This is a genomic window from Aliinostoc sp. HNIBRCY26 (assembly GCF_050235535.1).
In the GTDB taxonomy this organism is placed as follows: domain Bacteria; phylum Cyanobacteriota; class Cyanobacteriia; order Cyanobacteriales; family Nostocaceae; genus Trichormus.
On the sequence record NZ_CP189852.1, the window covers coordinates 163,268 to 180,672 of the forward strand.

A 17,405-nucleotide genomic window follows, 5' to 3' on the forward strand; every position below is an offset into this window, starting at 1 on the left:
CACATTTATAAACATATCACTGTTTTACTGAAATTGCATCTACTTTTGAGAAATTAACTATAGGAAATATATAAAATCCTGATATTAATCCTGAGAGATTACCAATTGTGAGTGTTTGAAACTTTCCTGATAATTGGCTGTCTCAATAATTAATGAATCCCAATTGACAACTAGTATTCATCAATTATTATTGACAATTTCAGCACAAGTTAGACTCTCTTTTAATTAGAAAAAAGAGTCTATTTGTTAGTCACAGTTAATGGACTTGCAAGACTGATTCACATTGGAGACATAAAGCCAGTAACTCAAAGCTTGGATGCAGTATATACAGCCAAAGAATTTAGCGTTTCGTCTGCAAATTAAAGTTTTGGGCAATATTCGTAATAAAAGTTAACAAGTTTACTGCCCATCTTAAACCTTGATTAACATACCTATCTCCAGAATTCAATGGCTATAAGTCTTGATTAATCAATGTTTAAGCAACTAATAGCAGATGTAATGACTACTCAATAGCTTAAGAATAGCTTTACATATCTAAACATAACATTGTTTCTCAAGGATTGCACCCAGACTCGGTACCAGTGCTATCACTTTGCCATCAACCCTCCGCGTATCCCGATAAGCTTTGACCTTCTTTCCTTTCACATCTTTCAGAGAATAATTGCACACACCCAGTTTGCTCCCTGTCTTCGCCAACGACTACTAGACAAAAAAACAATATCTACTTAAACCAAAACGATATCTATCAATAGATAGGTGGCATAAATAAAGCTAGCGAATATCAAGTTAAGTATTGGTACTAACTAGAGTACATAAGTACTTTGCGTAAGTCCTACAGAGTAAACCAAACTTACATCCAGGATTTGATGAAAGCACTATTGCTCTATCCTCGGTTCCCTCAGTCTTTTTGGTCGTATGACCGCTTTATAGAAATTGCTGGACTCAAAGCTCTCTTGCCCCCATTGGGAATTATTACAGTTGCAGCACTGCTACCCAAGGACTGGGAAATTAAATTTTGCGATCGCAACGTCAATCTGGAAACAGAAGCTGATTGGGAGTGGTGTGACCTTGTTATCCTTTCGGCAATGCTAGTGCAGAAACCAGATTTTCATGCCCTAATTCAAAAAGCAGTGCGCTTAGGCAAAAAAGTGGCAGTCGGTGGCCCTTACCCCACATCAATCCCCCAAGATGCCTTGAACTCTGGAGCGCATTATTTAATTTTGGATGAGGGGGAATTGACAGTTCCTCAGTTTCTGGCAGCCCTCAACCAAGGTCAAGAACAAGGAATCTTTCGCTCCCTAGAAAAACCTGATGTCACCCAAAGCCCGATGCCCCGTTTTGACTTGCTACAACGGGATGCTTACTTGATGATGGCTATCCAGTTTTCTCGCGGTTGCCCCTTCAACTGCGAGTTTTGCGATATTATTACACTCTACGGTCGTAAACCACGTACAAAAGAGCCTCAGCAAACCATAGCTGAGTTACAGACTCTTTATGAGTTAGGCTGGCGAGGGTCACTGTTCATAGTTGATGACAACTTTATTGGCAATCAGCGCAACGTCAAACGCCTCCTGCGAGAGTTAATTCCTTGGATGAAGCAGCGCAATTATCCATTTACCTTCATCACAGAAGCTTCTGTGAATTTGGCCGAAGATGAAGAAATGTTGCAATTAATGAGTGAAGCAGGTTTCTATGCAGTTTTTCTCGGCATAGAGACTCCTGACCAAGACAGCCTACAAGTAACACAAAAACTGCAAAATACTCGTAATCCACTTGTGGAAGCCTGCCGCAAGATCAATGAAGCCGGAATGCTGATTTATGCAGGGTTTATCCTTGGTTTTGATGGAGAACGCCCAGGAGCAGGAGAACGAATCCAAGCTTTTGTAGAACAAACCAATATTCCTCAACCGATGTTGGGCATCCTTCAAGCTTTGCCCAATACTGCTTTGTGGAACCGTCTGCAAAAAGAGCAGCGTTTATTAGAAAATCAGGGTATTGGTGGGACTGAAGTGGGAGACCAAAATACTTTAATGAATTTCATTCCCACCCGATCTATTGATGAAATTGCTAGAGAGTATGTAGAAGGCTTGTGGACGTTATACGAACCCAGAAACTATCTCCGGCGATGTTTTCAGCAATGTCTGAGTGTTGGCGTACCTTCAAAGCGAAAGCAAACCATGCAATTTTCTCCAGGTCAGGGATTGCGGCTTGTTGCTCAGTTAATCTGGCATCAGGGCTTACGACGACCTGAAATTCGCTGGCAGTTTTGGCAACAACTGTGGACGATTTTGGTGAAAAAGCCTCAAGTTCTCAATATGTATTTAGGTCTATGCGCTGCGGGAGAACATTTTTGGGAGTACCGCGCTTTAGCTAGGAAACGGATTACTCAACAATTAGGCTACGACCCACTCAAAGTCTCTGTGTTACCTGAGCCAGAACTAATGCTGATCAAATGAGGTTGATGCTGTCGGGAATTGAGCCAATTATGACATCAGGGCGAAAGCAGCGATGCTAATGGAGCATGAGTGAACTACTGAGAAAACAAAAAACAGCATTAGCGAAAGAACGTATAAGCGTGTTGTATTTGTTTAAGATTTTTCGCCATATTCCATACCGTTAGCTTCAGCATAACGGTGCATAAAGCGCATGAATCTTTCCCAATGATCATCACGTTCAACTTCAAATTTGCACTCTACTCCCCGCAGTTCGTCGCCTTCATCACCCCCAAAAATGAAGCGAGTTGAGGAGGGGGTGATATTAATTTCACCTTCTTCATCAGTTAACAGTAAGGCATTTAATGATTGTTTGGTAAAGCTATTCAATCCTTCTAAAGCCTGTAATTGCTCAAATTGCATCATCACAATGCGTTTACCTGTACGCACTTCCCGGCGTAAGCTAACGTTACTCAATTCTTCATAAATACCTGCGAAAAACTGAATTGAGGGAGGAGTCGAAGACATAATCACAATTAGGATTGAGCGAACAGGGCATGGGAGTTAAATTTGTTTCCCCTACATCCCTTTATCTTACAACCACTGAAGTTATCTAGGTGGGTAATATTGCTGATTTACCGCCGGAGGTTGATAAACATTAGTGGGGATGGTAGTGGCTGGTGCATTCATCCCAGGGGGTTGATAAGTATTAGTGGGAATGGTGGTTACTGGTGCATTGATTACAGGAGATTGATAGCCTGTTGGGGGAATGGTGTTAGTAGTGTTGCTTGGTGTAGGGGGGGTTTGGGTAAATTCTTGGTAAGCGGCACGGGAAACTGAACTGATGAATTTTTCGGCGCGGGGGTCATTATTGGGACGTTGTACCATAACGACGGCAATATAACGCTTGCCTGTAGGGGTGTCAATTATACCTGCGTCGGCTAATAAAGTACCGATATCGCCTGTTTTATGGTAAGCGCGCGCACCTGCATCTAAGCCAGCAGGTAAAAGCTGATCTCGCTGTGTACGACGCATGATATCAAGGATTTGGTCGCGCGATCGCATAGTGACTAACTTACCTTGACTAACCATCGCCAGTAAATTGCCTAATTCCTTGGGAGTGGTGGTGTTTGTTCCTGACAAATCTGGTAGTGGGTTGCGAATAACTGTGCTAGTCAACCCCCAACTTTGGAAACGCTGATTAACTGCTTCTATTCCCCCTAATCTAGCAATCAACATATTGGTGGCGGTGTTGTCGCTGACGGTAATCATTTTAGTAGCGACTTCTAAAGCTGGATATTGCGTCCCGGCTGGTTTGTATTGGAAATCCCCTGAACCACCAACAATCATTTCCTTTTGTATGGTTAGCATTTCATCTAGGCGGATTTTCCCAGCATCTACGTCTTGGAAAAAGGCAATTAAAATTGGCACTTTAATGGTGCTAGCGGCCGGTAAGCTGTTATCAGCATTGAGATTGACATATCCCCCATTGTCTAAATCTACTAAAAACACCGCCGGAGTCAAATTAGGATTAGCTGCGGCTAACTCTTGTACCGCATTTTTCAAAGTGGGAATTTCTTGGGATGTAGACAAAGCAGGAGTGGGGTTAGTTGTGGCGGGTTTTGGCTGGACTTGTCCACTATTATTAGATGCGGTTGGAGTTGTGGAAGGGACGCGATTTGCCGGATCAAGCACTGATAAGACTGTACCGACGATCGCACCAATCCCAACTCCCACAATCAATAGACGGATGGCATATAAAAAGGCTCTTGCCATTGGTTTTAACCGCGTTTTTTTCGATACTCGTCTACCCATTGGTACAGGCTGTCTTTGTACTCGCACCGTCTTCACTTTGACATTTTTTGGCGGTGCTGACATCTGCCTAGTTGTGGTGGGGATGGGTTTGACCGCAGTAGGCATGACTAACCCTTGTGGTTTGGGCTTTCGTGTCTTAGGAGTGACTTGGTAAGGCAGGACATTATTATAAGAGTTTGTGACTACCGTTGCACCAGGCTCAACAGGTTGTGGTTTGGGAACTTTGACTTTTTTGACTTCCCCCTGAGAAACTGTACGCGATCGCTGGCGACGATTGGCGGGTTGTCGTCGTGAAGAAGTTCTGCGTTTGTTACCTAACTCTGACACTGTCACTCCTTGTGACTCACTTAAAAATTGATTTTAAAGTAGTCCCGATGAAACTTATTTCACGCGCCTTGCATAAAAGCACGACTATTTACCCAGTGTAACTACTACTTAGTAATATTTTTGTGTTTAGTTTATGTCATCTTTAAGACTTTGGGAATGATTTTTGGAATTTTGGTCAATAGTCAATAGTCAACAGTCAATGGTCAATAGTCATTAGTCAGGGTTCTTGGTTGGGGTCTGGGCTATTTTGGCTTTTTGGGTGATTTATTGCCCATTCGGCTTGCCTGAACAAGCCACGCAGCATGGCTACTTCATTGGTTGTCAGATGGGCGCGATTGTAAATTTGCCGGAATTTTTCCATGCGGCTGTTTGCTGTGTGGGGATATAGATAACCAATATCTAAAAGAAAAGATTCTAATTGCTGATAATATGCTTCCACTAGCTCTAGGGGGGCTAGTTCGGTGGATGTCATAGCGAGTGTAGGTTGTGGTTGTATTGGTTGAGCTAGTTCGTAGCAGCAAATACCTACAGCACTGGCTAAGTTTAAGGATGGATAAACGGGACTGCTGGGAATATGAACAAATCTATGGGCATAATTTAATTCTTCATTGGTTAATCCTCGGTCTTCCCTACCAAAAATTAAAGCTGCGGGTTGGTTAGTTGGTTCTAATAGCCACGGTAAGGCGGTTCTGGGGGTTTCTAAGGGGAAGGGACAATGGAGATCGCGTCCGGTGGTGGCGATCGCACTCACACATCCCTGTAAGGCTTGTGGTATGGTATCGACGACAATTGCTGATTCTAAAATCTCTTTGGCATGAACTGCCATTTTCATGGCTTCTGGAGAAAAGCGATCGCATTGGGGATTAACTAATACTAAATGCTCTAATCCGAAGTTTTTCATGACACGGGCGGTTGAACCTACGTTCATAGGGCCAGCCGGTTCTACTAAAACAATTCGCACTCCAGCTATAGATGAACTAACTTGATCCACTACGTTCACAAACTCTTCGACAATACAGCTTACAAGTACAGGTTACAGCGAAGTGTCAAGCAATTTTAAATGCAAATTCATGGGTTGAGGAAAATTCTAGAATCACTTTTGGGAACAATTGATGTAGTCGGGCGCATATCTACCAAATTTCTACTATCCATTTAAACTCAGCATTTCTACATCAATCATGAAATTTACTCCAGCATCTCTATTGATGATCGCCTGTGGTTTACCTTTGTATTACAACTGTCTCCCGATAGCTGCTTTCGCCGCCCAAAAGACACAGGTGCAATCTGCAAATCCCAAACCAGATGGACTGATTAGCCAAGGTTTTAAACCACCAAAACGCAAAGGGCCACCAGTGAGTGCTGGCGGTGCTACCCGTGGTACTGTCTGCATTCAGGGGAAACAACTCGTTACTCCTCTCACTCCCGCCAGTAAATGGGGACTAACATTTGCTCAAAGACCGCAGTTTTTTTGGTATTTACCCCTAAGTTCAGCAAAAACAGCGCAGTTCTTACTGTTGTCGGAAGCAGATAAAAAAATTCTATATGAAACTACTTTGAGCTTACCTAATCAGTCAGGAATTGTTAGCTATAATCTCCCTGAAAATGCACCAGCGTTAGAAATCAATAAAACCTATCGTTGGTTACTAGTGTTAGTGTGTGACTCGGAAGATTTTAGTACAAACCCCAGATTTGAGGGTTTGGTGGAACGTGTTCAACCGGAAGCGTCATTATCTCAGAAATTAGCGAACGCAGATGCGAAAAAACTACCTGCAATCTATGCAGAGGCAGGAATTTGGTATGAAGCGTTAAGTGCGATCGCGCAACAGCGTTATAGTAACCCCCGAAATGTGCATTCTATGTTGGGTTGGAGACAATTGTTAAACTCCGTCGGTTTAAATGCGATCGCTTCTCAACCTTTGCTGGATTGTTGTCAAGCTGAAAATTCAGCATCCAAATAATTATGCGCTGGAAACAATTTAAACCCTTTATCTGGCGATGGCGCGGGATAATTTTTGCTGTACCTAGAATTACATTCCTGGTGATTATCTTACGTGTAACAGGACTGTTACAAGCATTAGAGTTAACCGCACTAGACCAATTTTTTCTACTGCGTCCACCAGAACCGCCAGATCAGCGAATTATCATAGTGGAAATTAATGAAGAAGATATTCATAAATTTGGTAAATGGCCGATTTCTGATGCAGATTTAGCTAGTATTTTAGAGAAAATTAAACAGCAACAACCCAGAGCCATCGGTCTAGATATATATCGTGATTTACCTGTAGAACCTGGTTATGAAAAATTAGTGAGAGTATTTGCTAATACTCCTAATTTGATTGGTGTGCAGAAACTTTCAGAAAGTTTTGATAGTGCAACTGTTAACCCACCGCCAGAACTCCAAAAACGCCAGCAAGTCGGCTCAAATGACTTACCTTTAGATGATGATGGCAGAGTCCGCAGAAGCTTATTATACGTCAATTTTAATGAAGATGATGTGATAGAGAGCTTCGCCTTAAAGCTAGCGTTACTGTATTTAAAATCAGAAAAAATCACTGATAAACCTGCGGCTAATAATCCCAATTATTTACAGTTAGGTAAAGCCGTTTTTCCAACTTTTGAGTCTAATAATGGTGGTTACGTCTGGGCTGACGATGGTGGCTATCAAGTAATATTAAATTATCGAGGACGCATCAAAAAGCAGTTTGCTACTATCTCCTTATCTCAAGTCAAAAATAATCAGATTCCTCCCAATTTCATGCGAGGTAAAATCGTCTTAATTGGGTCAACGGCTGAAAGTCTAAAAGATTTATTCTACACACCTTACACAAGTAAATTCTTTGCTTCTCCTGAACGAATGGCGGGAGTAACCATTCATGCCAATTCCATTAGTCAAATTTTGAGTGCGGCTTTAGAAGGTCGCACATTAATTAAAACTCTACCAGAACCAGTAGAATTATTATCAATTTTATTGTGGTCAATTATTGGTGCTAGTTTATGTTGGCAACAACGCCATCAAATTAATCAAAGAACACTCTTATTAGTCAGTGTGATTGTTGGGGGTGGGATGTTAGTTGGTGGGAGTTTTGTGGCGTTCTTACTTGGTTGGTGGCTACCACTTATCCCTTCTATGTTAGCCTGGGGCGGTTCAGCGATCGCAGTCACACACTACATCGCCCAAAATGCTGGCGAAATGCGCCAAACTTTAGGACGCTATCTCACTGATGAAGTCGTCGCCAATTTATTAGAAACTCCATCTGGTTTGAAAATCGGGGGTGAACGTCGTCAAGTCACATTACTATTTTCTGATTTACGTGGTTTCTCCGCAATTTCTGAACAATTACCACCAGAAAAAGTAGTCCAGATTCTCAATCTTTACTTGGCAGTAATGACCGATATTATTAATAAATATCATGGCACAATTAACGAATTTATGGGCGACGGGATTTTTATCATGTTTGGTGCGCCTATTAGTCGTTATGATGACGCGCAAAGGGCGATCGCTTGTGCAGTTGAGATGCAATTAGCAATGGCACAAGTCAATCACCAAAATCAGCAAATGAATTTACCAAAGCTAGAAATGGGAATTGGGATTAATACAGGTGAAGTAGTGGCTGGTAATATCGGTTCGCAAAAACGTGCCAAATATACAGTCATCGGTAGTCATGTAAATTTAGCTGCCAGGATTGAAACCTATACAGTAGGAGGACAAATTTTAATTTCTGAAAATACCTATCAAGATGCTCAAATTGAACTCAAAATTATTGGACAATTAAAAATTGAACCCAAGGGAATTAAAGAAGTAATTACTATCTATGATATTGCCGGTATTGGTGGTGGCTATAATTTATATTTACCAGAAGATAATGATTTGATGGTAACTTTAGCATCGCCATTAACCATAGAATACACAGTCTTGCAAGGTAAACAAGCAACAGGCATATTATTATCAGGGGAATTTGTGACGCTTTCGGAGAAAAAAGCATTACTCAAATCTACACATCCCCTCGAACCTCTGAATAATCTCAAACTCAGGCTAGTGAATGCCCCAGAGGCGGATATTTACGCTAAAGTCATCACAATAGCCGATGAACATCATTTTTTAATTAGATTTACAAATCTTCCGCCACAAGCCATTGAAATCATTAACTCATTGCTTGTCTAATGCAATAATCGGTAAACTGTTCCTTCTAAGACATTTGGTGAATCTTGCGATACCAAGTGAACAACTTATCATCTTGATTTACGTACTTGCTAGCCTTATACTTAGTATTTCTAGATGCACAAATAAATTCAACCCAAAGGCAAAATTTTAGGTTGGTTTAATTTTTTAATGTAATTATGTTTTTTATCCACAACTTACTTAAAATATTTAATTAGTTAATGATTGACCACAAAACAGACCCTAACTCTCTTTACTCTTGAGTAAAGGAGTTGATTTAATGCCTTACCAACAGATTGAAGACTTACCAGATTCAGTTAAGGAACACTTACCCCAACACGCGCAAGAAATTTTTCGCGCAGCGTTTAATAGTGCCGTAGAACAATATGGAGAAGAAGAACGCGCTTTTCGTGTAGCTTGGAGTGCAGTTAAACGCGACTACGAAAAGGATGATGATGGCGAATGGCACAAAAAGCCAGAATAATTGTATGTAATTTCTTTCTTTAGTTAGAAGAAAGTGGTAATTGTACTAGCTATCTTGTCTACTAGCAGTAGTAGTAACTAATATTTTGGGAATAATCAAACCGTCAGATAATCATCTGTATTTGAGAAATTCCCAATTTATTTTATTACAGGTAAAAATTATTGCTATAAATTCAATTTGCTAATTACAAATTAAATAATTAGGGTGCGTTAGCAACAGCGTAACACACCCCACTAATACTACAAAAATTGTTGAATAATTATTTATTTTGTCTGTAACTCTTTTTCAGGTTGGGGATGAGCATTTTCAATATGCTGAATTAAAATTTCTGCCATCTCTACAGCCGTGATAATTAATTGTTGTTCCATTTGTCCATAGCCTCCAGCATCACTAACTTGGGGATAAATATGAGGGTTAGATAACATAGCAGCTAACAGTTGAGATGCAGTTTGTTTCAATTCGCCGTTCATAATTATTCTCTCCAGTCGAGGGGCGGTTCAATTAAAGTTTGGCTAGATTTACCAGCCCGCACACCTGGCTTATCTACAATTTTGACTGTGCTGGCTTGTAGTCCTTCTTCACCTTCTTCTACGGCACAATAAACCCCAGTACCAATTTCTAGACGTTCAAAGTCGTGATGGAGGACGCTATTTTTGTGGAAGTAAATTTCTTGGCTATCTAGAGTTTTGATGAAGCCATAACCTTGCTCTCTAAACAGTTTGGTAACTAGTCCCGTAGTTTCTCCTGTACCTGCTTGAGTTTGGGATCTATCGCTTGCTTTTTGGCGTTGGGTTAATTTTAGTAACTGTTGACGTGCTGCATCAAAAGCCTCACGAACGACTACATCTAATGGTTCATACTGCACAGCTTGAGCAGGATTACTTTCAGCTACAAGTTCATGTCCTGGTGGTATGGTGAGATCAATTCTGACACGATAAGGCGAACCACTACGAGGGCGATCGTGTACTTTTTCTACAGCAATATGGCAGCTATTTATATAACTACAAATATGCTCTAACTTAGCAACTTTTTCTCTAATTAATTTATCAATTGCATCTGATTTATCCAAATTGCGATATGTAATGTCTAGTGGTAATTTCATACTTTTTTGAATGTAAGTCTTTAAGGGTGTGGAGGAGACAAGGTAGAAGTAATGAGTGATGAGTAATGAGTGATAACTAATGACTAGTGACTAATGACTATTGACTTTTTCAATAACTCATGGACTTCAGCGTCTGTAGTTTGTGGAAAATCTTCGTACCACATACCTACGCTATAAAATTTACTAGGTGTGGAAATACAGACTATTTTTTCTACTTTGGGTAGTAATTGTTGATAGGTTTCAGGTGCAGCGATGGGGACAGCAATAACGATTTCTTGGGGGGTTTTTTGTCTGACAGCAATTACAGCCGCCCACATGGTTGCGCCAGTGGCTAAACCATCATCAACTAAAATCACTTTACGTCCTGTTAATTCTGGAAACGGTTCTTCACCTCGATATATGCTTTCTCGTCTTTCGAGTTCCCGTTGTTCTTGGGCTGCAACTCTAGCAATGACTTCATCTGTGATCTTAATATCATCGATAATCTGCTGATTAATTATACGGACACCACCAGAAGCGATCGCTCCCATCGCCAATTCTGGATTATCTGGTACGCCGAGTTTGCGTACTACTAACACATCCAAGGGGGCTTTCAAAGCTTGAGCAATTTCAAAAGCAACGGGAACGCCGCCTCTGGGTAAAGCTAAAACCAGCACATCTGGGCAGTTAGCATAATCCAGTAATTTGCTAGCTAGAACCTGTCCTGCGGCTTTGCGGTCTTTAAATAACATGATTTCACCCCCAAGGGGGAATTCAAAATTAAAAATGCTCAATGAGTAGGCTTACGCCAGCGTAGCAAAGGCTTGCACCTACAAAAGTTTTTGCTACTGCTGTCCAATTTTAAACAGATTCAAGATTCCATATCCTCTGACTCAGGAAGCGATATTTTGACTGTATCAGTATGTCTAATGGACTAATGCAGATAAGTTGTTGACTATTGACTGTTGACTATTGACCATTGACTACTAATTTTTTTGTAACAAAATTTGTAACGGCCACATCTTTTGAGGTTTGACTCGTCTACATTGATGAAAAATCTACGGGGAATCCCTTAAGAAAGAGTCAATGTTGCTCAAAGATATACGGGATTATCAAATTCTATTTCTAGGCTTGTTTCTAGTTTTGGGTATTGGAACAAGGGATTGGACACTACGCCCGGAATTAATTGCAGTAGCGATCGCCACTTGTCTTTTAACGCAGTGCTTTTTGTCATGGGTGATAAGGCAGGGGGCAGGGAGTAGGGAGCAGGGGGAGGAAGATTTTTCTTTTTCTCACAATGCCCAGTCTCCAGTCCCTAGTCCCTTAAATCTCCGCAGTGCTTTAATTACCGCATTGGGACTCAGCTTACTTTTACGGGCTGATCATTGGACAACAATGGCTTTTGCGGCGGCTAGTGCGATCGCTAGTAAATTTTTCTTGCAAATTAATCAAAAACATTTCTTCAATCCAGCTAACTTCGGCATTATTGCTGCTTTGGTTTTCACCTCTGATGCTTGGGTATCTCCAGGACAGTGGGGTGAAGATTGGTGGTATGGGCTGTTATTTGCTGGGACTGGAGGCATGATTTTGCAACGTATCGGTCGCTGGGATACTACAGCCGCTTTTTTGGGTGCTTACTCTCTATTAGAAGCCATCCGAAATCTTTGGTTGGGTTGGACTTGGGATGTTTATTGCCATCGCTTAATGAGTGGATCTCTATTACTGTTTGCCCTCTTTATGGTCACAGATCCTCGCTCAATCCCTAACGCCCGACTTGGGCGTGTAATTTGGGCATTTTGCATCGCCATCACCACTTTTGTATTACGCAATTATTTCTTTCTCCCCACCGCAGTATTTTGGGCTTTATTCATCTTTGCACCCTTAACCGTCCTATTCGATTTCCTCTGTACAGCCCCGCGTTTTGATTGGTTGGAAGCGAGGAGTAGGGGTTTAGGGGTGTAGGGGAGGAATAACTCCCCAATGCCCAATGCCCCATGCCCAGTTAACAATTTAATTTTAATGAGGTATAAAATGCAGCCTTTTCGATTAATTATTCCATTATTGTCAGCTTTAATGTCTGTATTGTGCTTTGCACCTACAGCTTGGGCGTTTTGTGGCTTTTATGTGGCAAAAGCTGATGCCAAACTTTATAACAAAGCTTCTCAGGTGGTGATTGCTAGAGATGACAATCGCACTGTGTTGACGATGGCGAACGACTATCAAGGGGAAGTCAAAGATTTTGCAATGGTGGTTCCTGTTCCTACAGTCATTAAAAAAGAGCAAGTCCGTGTTGCAGACCCCAAGATTATTGAACGTTTAGATGCTTTTAGCGCGCCACGTTTAGTAGAGTATTTTGATGAAGACCCATGCAATTCATATGGTAACAGTGGAGATATATTTTTAGCTGCACCCTCAGCACGACAAGAAGAAGCAGAAAATTCCACACGCGATCGCGGTTTGGGTGTAACGGTCGAAGCACGCTTTAATGTGGGTGAATACGATATTGTCGTTTTGAGTGCAAAAGAATCTGGTGGTTTAGAAACTTGGCTCAATCGCAATGGGTACAAAATTCCCAGAGGCGCGCAACAGTTACTCAAGCCTTACATTCGTTCTTCCATGAAGTTTTTTGTAGCTAAGGTCAACCTCAATAAATTCGCCCAATCTGGCTATGAATTTCTCCGCCCTTTGCAAATCTCTTATCAATCACCCAAGTTCATGTTACCGATTCGCTTGGGCATGATTAACGCCACCACCGAGCAAGATTTAATAGTTTACGTCCTCTCACCCAAAGGACAAGCCGAAATTACCAACTATCGGACAGTCAAAGTTCCCTCTAACCTGAATATTCCCGTATTTATCAAACAGGAATTTGGCGATTTTTACAAATCTACTTTTGAAACAGCTTACACCAAAGAAGGCAAGAGAGTTGCCTTTTTAGAATATGCTTGGGACATGAGTAATTGCGACCCCTGTTCAGCAGAACCCTTAACTACAGAGGAACTCAAACAAGCAGGTGTATTTTGGCTGGATACTAATTCTTCTGATGAACCTGCACCCACTAACTTCCGTCGCCCCTTCCCTACCAATAACGTTTTTATCTCTCGCCTACACGTCCGCTACACCCGCGACAAATTCCCCGAAGATTTGATGTTTCAAGATACATCCAACCGCGAATCCTTCCAAGGGAGATATGTTTTGCAGCATCCTTTTACCGGCGAAGTGAAATGTCAAGCCGGAAAAGAATACAAGCGGTCTTTACCAAGACGTTTTGAACAAGAAGCCCAAACCCTCGCCAAATTAACCAATTGGAATATCCAAGACATCCGGCGCAAAATGCGTGTAACTGTAGGTGATATCAGAACATCCTGGTGGGACACCATATTTTCTTGGTTGGGAATTTCATAGCAATTCGCAATGGACTAACGTCCCGCTACGCTAACGCAATTAATTGGCAACTGTTGATTAACTCTAGCAAATTGCTGACATGGTGACAAAGGTCTATGTGCTATGAGCCTTATCCAGTCATGCTTTGTAGCTTCTTTGTCACCCCCGTCAGTCCGGGAACTTCAACCCCCAAATTTTCTTAAAAGTTTGTAGTAAGGACTAAATTCATGAATACAAACTGAGTTGTAACCAGCGTAACGTCACGATCTTTTTGATAATTGATGACTGTTAAAGTGGCTTTTGAGTTGGTACACCAACAGCACGAGGAAATTTAGCAGGTGTGGTTGCTATTTTTCGTAAATATAAACAGTGACGAATACTATTACTCACAGGTGTAAAAAACTGTTCTATTGATTCAATCTCACCACCTAACTGCTTAACCGCATCTTCCAAAGCTGTGGTTTCTTCATCTGTCCAAGTACCGCGATAGATTACAGCCAAACCATTTTTTTTGAGTAAAGGCAAAGTATACTCAGCACAAACTGAAGCATTACCAACAGCACGAATTAAGGCAATATCATACTTTTCTCGGTGCTGTGGTTGCTGTCCAATTTCTTCGGCTCTACTCACTAGAGTTTGAGCGTGATTAATTCCTAATTCATTCAGGATTTTATCAATAAAAGCAATCTTTTTGCGGGTGGAATCTACAAGTGTAATTTGAGAATTAGGTGCAATCATGGCGATGGGAACACCAGGAAAACCTGCACCTGTACCAATATCAATGACAGATGCACCTGTTTCTAAAGACGAAATAAATTTTTGCTGTGGTGCAGTTCCCCGCAAAGAATCCCAAAGATGCTTTTCCCAAAACTCTTGCGGTTCAGTAATGCGAGTTAAATTTAACTGACGATTCCCATCAAGGATTAATTCATACAACTGCTGAAAACGCGCTTGCTGTTCATCAGTAGGTTGCCAATTGAGAGTTTGCTGCCAAATTTCTGCCATTATTGGCAATGAGTTAGTCATTAGTCAATAGTCATTAGTCATTAGTCAATAGTCATTAGTCAATAGTCAATAGTCATTAGTCATTAGTCTTGGGGCATTGGGCATGGGGCATTGGGCATTGGGGTAAAATATACCTTGTCTACCTTGTCTACCTTATCCACCCAGTCCCCAATCCCCAATCCCCAGTCCCCAGTCCCCAATCCCCAAGTTACACTGCGGCTTGAGGTTCTTTGACTTTCGCCTCCAACACAGCAGGATCTACGGATTCTAATTCACCGTGATTGAGTGTCCAGCAATAGTCTGCGATCGCCAGCATATCACCTGCGTCATGTGTTACTACTAACAGTGTCCAGTCTTGTTTGAGTTTTGCTAATAAACTCACTAATTGCCGACGCATTGACCAATCTAAGCCTGCTGTGGGTTCGTCTAATAATAATAAATTGGGTTGGCGAATTAATTGCACGGCTAAGGCTAAACGGCGTTGCTGTCCTCCACTTAACGCATGAGGTGCGGTGGATAGGGATAAATGCTCTAATCCTACTTCGCTGAGTGTGTGTCTAACTCGTTCACTCCCTAATTCGGGATGTCCTAAACGCAATTCTTCCAAAATTGTCCCGCCGCAAAAATGGCGTTCTGGAAACTGAAACACTAAACCAGCTAATTGTTGTAGCTGTTCGGAAATGAGTTCTTGTTCTCGCCAAAAAACTGCGCCTGATGTGGGTTCAGCTAGTCCAGACAAAATCTCTAGTAGGGTACTTTTACCAGAACCGCTAGGGCCAATAATCAATCCTAGCTTTTGGGTGGGTAACTCCAAATTAGTGGATTTCAGAATTGCTGTAGGGCAAGCTGTGGGATGATAAGTTAAATTTCTGAGATAGAGCATTTGTTAAGATTACCAAAAATTTGGCGTTGCTTGGGGATTGGGGTGGGGACTAGGGACTAGGGACTTGTACTGAGCTTGTCGAAGTATTGGGTATGGGGAGTAAATTATAGATAAATCCAAGTATTATCAATAAATTCAAATTTAACAGTTAAAATCCGCTTGTTTCCTATTGTGGCAATTTTATTCATAAGTAATAGCTACAACCAATATGGGAACTTGAAAAAATTATTACAGTCTTCTTGGAGAGAGTATTTTAGCCATCAAAGATGCGATTTTTAGTTACATATTTTTTCTATTTTAAGTAACATATCAAACTATTTAAACCGCAATTTTTCTGAGGCTGGTAATGACTAAAATTTCCTTTTTTCCCCCAATGCTGAGATTTTCCCCATTCAATAAGTTAGTACAGGTGACATTAGGCATAGCGATCGCCTTCAATCTGGGGGTAAATCCTAGTTTAGCTGGTGATCCCTTCCGTGCTAATCAACCCCATAACATTGGCAAAAACACGGAAGCTGCTTTTAGGGCAGTATTTTTCAATGGTGATTACCCAACCGCCGAGCGTTATCTCAAACAGGCAACTTCTAGCGAGTCAGATGAGCCTCTAGTCTATGCCATGAAGGCATCTCTAGCTTACATGAACGGAGATTTAATAGGACTAGATAATTACAGTAAGAAAACCCTAGAAGCAGGAAGCAAATTGCTGGCTACTGACGAATTAAGGGGGAATATTTACATAGCTGTCGGTCATTTTTTAGAAGGTGGAGTGATTTTGACGCGTGAAGGGACAATCAAAGGCGCACCCAAAGCCTTAAGCCGTCTTAGACAAGTGTATCAATATCTAAATCAAGCAGAGGCGATTTCATCCCAAGACCCAGAACTAAATTTAATCAAGGGTTACATGGATTTGATGCTATCTGTAAGTTTACCCTTTGCCAACCCAGATGACGCAATCGAACGTTTAGAAAAGAACGCCGCACCCGAATATTTAACAAATCGGGGAATTGCGATCGCCTATCGTGACTTAAAACAATACTCCCAAGCCTTAAATTACGCCAACCGCGCCCTAAAAGTTGCAGCAGACAACCCAGAGTTGTATTATCTAAAAGCCCAAATTCTCAGAGAACAAGGAAGACAAGACAAAAACCAGCAACTAATTCAAGAAGCAGTTTCCAACTTTGACAAAGCCTTAGCCAAAAAATCCCAACTCCCCAGAGATTTAGTCAGACAAATAGAACGCGAACGCGACGGCGCAGTTAACAGTTTAAAAAGTATTTGAAGGGAGCAGGGGGAGCAGGGGGAGCAGGGGAAGCAGGGGAAGCAGGGGGAGCAGGGAAAAAACTATTGACTAATGACTAATGACTAATGACTAATATGCACATCCAATTTCGTGAATTTAACCCCTTTGATGTTTGGATTTGGTTGAAATTTACCACTGTTCCTTCTGAACGAGAAAAACAGTATATAGAAGAAGTATTTAACTCCTGGTTTTACCTGGGAAAATTAGGCGCGTTCAATGCTGAAAATCTGCAAGTTCAAGAAACTGGATTAGATATCAGCTATATGGATTATGATTCCCAAGGTTATGACAAAAGCCTATTAGCTCTCATGCACAACATGGGCGAATTTGAGTATGAAGGACAGTGGGGAAGGTGTTGGTTTGACTTGGGAACAAGTGATGCGATCGCTTTAGATATCCTCATTAATGCACTCACTCAACTTAGTGAAGAATACGTCACTCTGGAATCCCTATATATTGGTGGAGAAAATGAAGATTGGCCTGTCGAAGATAGTGAAAGTCGTGCTTACTCTATTTACGATAATTAACTACAAAA

Annotated in this window: 16 protein-coding genes; 8 read left to right on the forward strand and 8 right to left on the reverse strand. The window is 41.4% G+C overall.

The window, feature by feature from the left end; genetic code table 11:
• The first annotated feature begins 866 nt into the window (after positions 1-866).
• Complete coding sequence (locus ACQFX9_RS00605) at positions 867-2,456, forward strand: B12-binding domain-containing radical SAM protein (protein ID WP_427160245.1); 1,590 nt, start codon at positions 867-869, stop codon at positions 2,454-2,456.
• A 132-nt stretch (positions 2,457-2,588) separates the two neighbouring features.
• Here ACQFX9_RS00605 and psb28 read toward each other — a convergent pair whose 3' ends face one another.
• The 3 genes from psb28 to ACQFX9_RS00620 form a co-directional block, all read right to left on the reverse strand.
• Positions 2,589-2,960, reverse strand: coding sequence for a photosystem II reaction center protein Psb28 (gene psb28, locus ACQFX9_RS00610; RefSeq protein WP_427160246.1), 372 nt, complete (start codon positions 2,958-2,960; stop codon positions 2,589-2,591).
• Positions 2,961-3,041: 81 nt separating this feature from the next.
• The gene (locus ACQFX9_RS00615; protein ID WP_427163047.1) at positions 3,042-4,574 is read right to left on the reverse strand and encodes a serine hydrolase; all 1,533 of its coding nucleotides are present in this window, start codon (positions 4,572-4,574) and stop codon (positions 3,042-3,044) included.
• Positions 4,575-4,791: 217 nt separating this feature from the next.
• Positions 4,792-5,502, reverse strand: a complete 711-nt coding sequence (locus ACQFX9_RS00620; protein ID WP_427163048.1) for an RNA methyltransferase — start codon at positions 5,500-5,502, stop codon at positions 4,792-4,794.
• Between the two features lie 250 nt (positions 5,503-5,752).
• Between ACQFX9_RS00620 and ACQFX9_RS00625 the strand changes: the two genes are divergently transcribed.
• The 3 genes from ACQFX9_RS00625 to ACQFX9_RS00635 all read left to right on the forward strand — a co-directional run bounded on the left by ACQFX9_RS00625 (position 5,753) and on the right by ACQFX9_RS00635 (position 9,217).
• Positions 5,753-6,532, forward strand: coding sequence for a DUF928 domain-containing protein (locus tag ACQFX9_RS00625; protein ID WP_427160247.1), 780 nt, complete (start codon positions 5,753-5,755; stop codon positions 6,530-6,532).
• Between the two features lie 2 nt (positions 6,533-6,534).
• A complete protein-coding gene (locus ACQFX9_RS00630) occupies positions 6,535-8,736 on the forward strand; it encodes a CHASE2 domain-containing protein (protein ID WP_427160248.1) in 2,202 nt (733 codons plus the stop codon).
• 277 nt (positions 8,737-9,013) lie between these two features.
• The gene (locus tag ACQFX9_RS00635; RefSeq protein ID WP_427160249.1) at positions 9,014-9,217 is read left to right on the forward strand and encodes a ChaB family protein; all 204 of its coding nucleotides are present in this window, start codon (positions 9,014-9,016) and stop codon (positions 9,215-9,217) included.
• Between the two features lie 263 nt (positions 9,218-9,480).
• Here the strand turns inward: ACQFX9_RS00635 and ACQFX9_RS00640 are convergent, their stop codons facing one another.
• The 3 genes from ACQFX9_RS00640 to ACQFX9_RS00650 all read right to left on the reverse strand — a co-directional run bounded on the left by ACQFX9_RS00640 (position 9,481) and on the right by ACQFX9_RS00650 (position 11,050).
• A complete protein-coding gene (locus ACQFX9_RS00640) occupies positions 9,481-9,687 on the reverse strand; it encodes a hypothetical protein (protein ID WP_427160250.1) in 207 nt (68 codons plus the stop codon).
• A 2-nt stretch (positions 9,688-9,689) separates the two neighbouring features.
• Positions 9,690-10,319: an HPF/RaiA family ribosome-associated protein gene (locus tag ACQFX9_RS00645; RefSeq protein ID WP_427160251.1), complete on the reverse strand. Its 630-nt coding sequence runs from the start codon at positions 10,317-10,319 to the stop codon at positions 9,690-9,692.
• An 83-nt stretch (positions 10,320-10,402) separates the two neighbouring features.
• Complete coding sequence (locus ACQFX9_RS00650) at positions 10,403-11,050, reverse strand: phosphoribosyltransferase (RefSeq protein WP_427160252.1); 648 nt, start codon at positions 11,048-11,050, stop codon at positions 10,403-10,405.
• Between the two features lie 334 nt (positions 11,051-11,384).
• Between ACQFX9_RS00650 and ACQFX9_RS00655 the strand changes: the two genes are divergently transcribed.
• Together ACQFX9_RS00655 and ACQFX9_RS00660 are read left to right on the forward strand one after the other, a co-directional pair.
• Entirely contained in the window at positions 11,385-12,260 is an 876-nt protein-coding gene (locus ACQFX9_RS00655; RefSeq protein ID WP_427160253.1) for an RnfABCDGE type electron transport complex subunit D, read from the forward strand.
• A 69-nt stretch (positions 12,261-12,329) separates the two neighbouring features.
• Positions 12,330-13,703: a DUF2330 domain-containing protein gene (locus tag ACQFX9_RS00660; RefSeq protein WP_427160254.1), complete on the forward strand. Its 1,374-nt coding sequence runs from the start codon at positions 12,330-12,332 to the stop codon at positions 13,701-13,703.
• Positions 13,704-13,970: 267 nt separating this feature from the next.
• On the opposite strand, the gene rsmG is transcribed toward ACQFX9_RS00660, so the two are convergent.
• Both rsmG and ACQFX9_RS00670 read right to left on the reverse strand, forming a co-directional pair.
• The gene (gene rsmG / locus ACQFX9_RS00665) at positions 13,971-14,708 is read right to left on the reverse strand and encodes a 16S rRNA (guanine(527)-N(7))-methyltransferase RsmG (protein ID WP_427160255.1); all 738 of its coding nucleotides are present in this window, start codon (positions 14,706-14,708) and stop codon (positions 13,971-13,973) included.
• 187 nt (positions 14,709-14,895) lie between these two features.
• Positions 14,896-15,570, reverse strand: a complete 675-nt coding sequence (locus ACQFX9_RS00670; protein WP_427160256.1) for an ABC transporter ATP-binding protein — start codon at positions 15,568-15,570, stop codon at positions 14,896-14,898.
• A 346-nt stretch (positions 15,571-15,916) separates the two neighbouring features.
• Between ACQFX9_RS00670 and ACQFX9_RS00675 the strand changes: the two genes are divergently transcribed.
• Entirely contained in the window at positions 15,917-16,849 is a 933-nt protein-coding gene (locus tag ACQFX9_RS00675) for a Sll0314/Alr1548 family TPR repeat-containing protein (RefSeq protein WP_427160257.1), read from the forward strand.
• Positions 16,850-16,944: 95 nt separating this feature from the next.
• Positions 16,945-17,397 (forward strand): DUF3531 family protein, encoded by a 453-nt coding sequence (locus ACQFX9_RS00680; RefSeq protein ID WP_103139715.1) that lies wholly within the window; start codon positions 16,945-16,947, stop codon positions 17,395-17,397.
• Positions 17,398-17,405: the final 8 nt, after the last annotated feature.

Excerpts from the sequence above, each read along its gene's own strand:
- ACQFX9_RS00605 (WP_427160245.1), top strand. The coding sequence starts at position 867 with ATGAAAGCACTATTGCTCTATCCTCGGTTCCCTCAGTCTTTTTGGTCG.
- psb28 (WP_427160246.1), bottom strand. The coding sequence starts at position 2,960 with ATGTCTTCGACTCCTCCCTCAATTCAGTTTTTCGCAGGTATTTATGAA.
- ACQFX9_RS00620 (WP_427163048.1), bottom strand. The coding sequence starts at position 5,502 with ATGAACGTAGGTTCAACCGCCCGTGTCATGAAAAACTTCGGATTAGAG.
- ACQFX9_RS00625 (WP_427160247.1), top strand. The coding sequence starts at position 5,753 with ATGAAATTTACTCCAGCATCTCTATTGATGATCGCCTGTGGTTTACCT.
- ACQFX9_RS00630 (WP_427160248.1), top strand. The coding sequence starts at position 6,535 with ATGCGCTGGAAACAATTTAAACCCTTTATCTGGCGATGGCGCGGGATA.
- ACQFX9_RS00635 (WP_427160249.1), top strand. The coding sequence starts at position 9,014 with ATGCCTTACCAACAGATTGAAGACTTACCAGATTCAGTTAAGGAACAC.
- ACQFX9_RS00640 (WP_427160250.1), bottom strand. The coding sequence starts at position 9,687 with ATGAACGGCGAATTGAAACAAACTGCATCTCAACTGTTAGCTGCTATG.
- ACQFX9_RS00645 (WP_427160251.1), bottom strand. The coding sequence starts at position 10,319 with ATGAAATTACCACTAGACATTACATATCGCAATTTGGATAAATCAGAT.
- ACQFX9_RS00650 (WP_427160252.1), bottom strand. The coding sequence starts at position 11,050 with ATGTTATTTAAAGACCGCAAAGCCGCAGGACAGGTTCTAGCTAGCAAA.
- ACQFX9_RS00655 (WP_427160253.1), top strand. The coding sequence starts at position 11,385 with ATGTTGCTCAAAGATATACGGGATTATCAAATTCTATTTCTAGGCTTG.
- ACQFX9_RS00660 (WP_427160254.1), top strand. The coding sequence starts at position 12,330 with ATGCAGCCTTTTCGATTAATTATTCCATTATTGTCAGCTTTAATGTCT.
- rsmG (WP_427160255.1), bottom strand. The coding sequence starts at position 14,708 with ATGACTAACTCATTGCCAATAATGGCAGAAATTTGGCAGCAAACTCTC.
- ACQFX9_RS00670 (WP_427160256.1), bottom strand. The coding sequence starts at position 15,570 with ATGCTCTATCTCAGAAATTTAACTTATCATCCCACAGCTTGCCCTACA.
- ACQFX9_RS00675 (WP_427160257.1), top strand. The coding sequence starts at position 15,917 with ATGACTAAAATTTCCTTTTTTCCCCCAATGCTGAGATTTTCCCCATTC.
- ACQFX9_RS00680 (WP_103139715.1), top strand. The coding sequence starts at position 16,945 with ATGCACATCCAATTTCGTGAATTTAACCCCTTTGATGTTTGGATTTGG.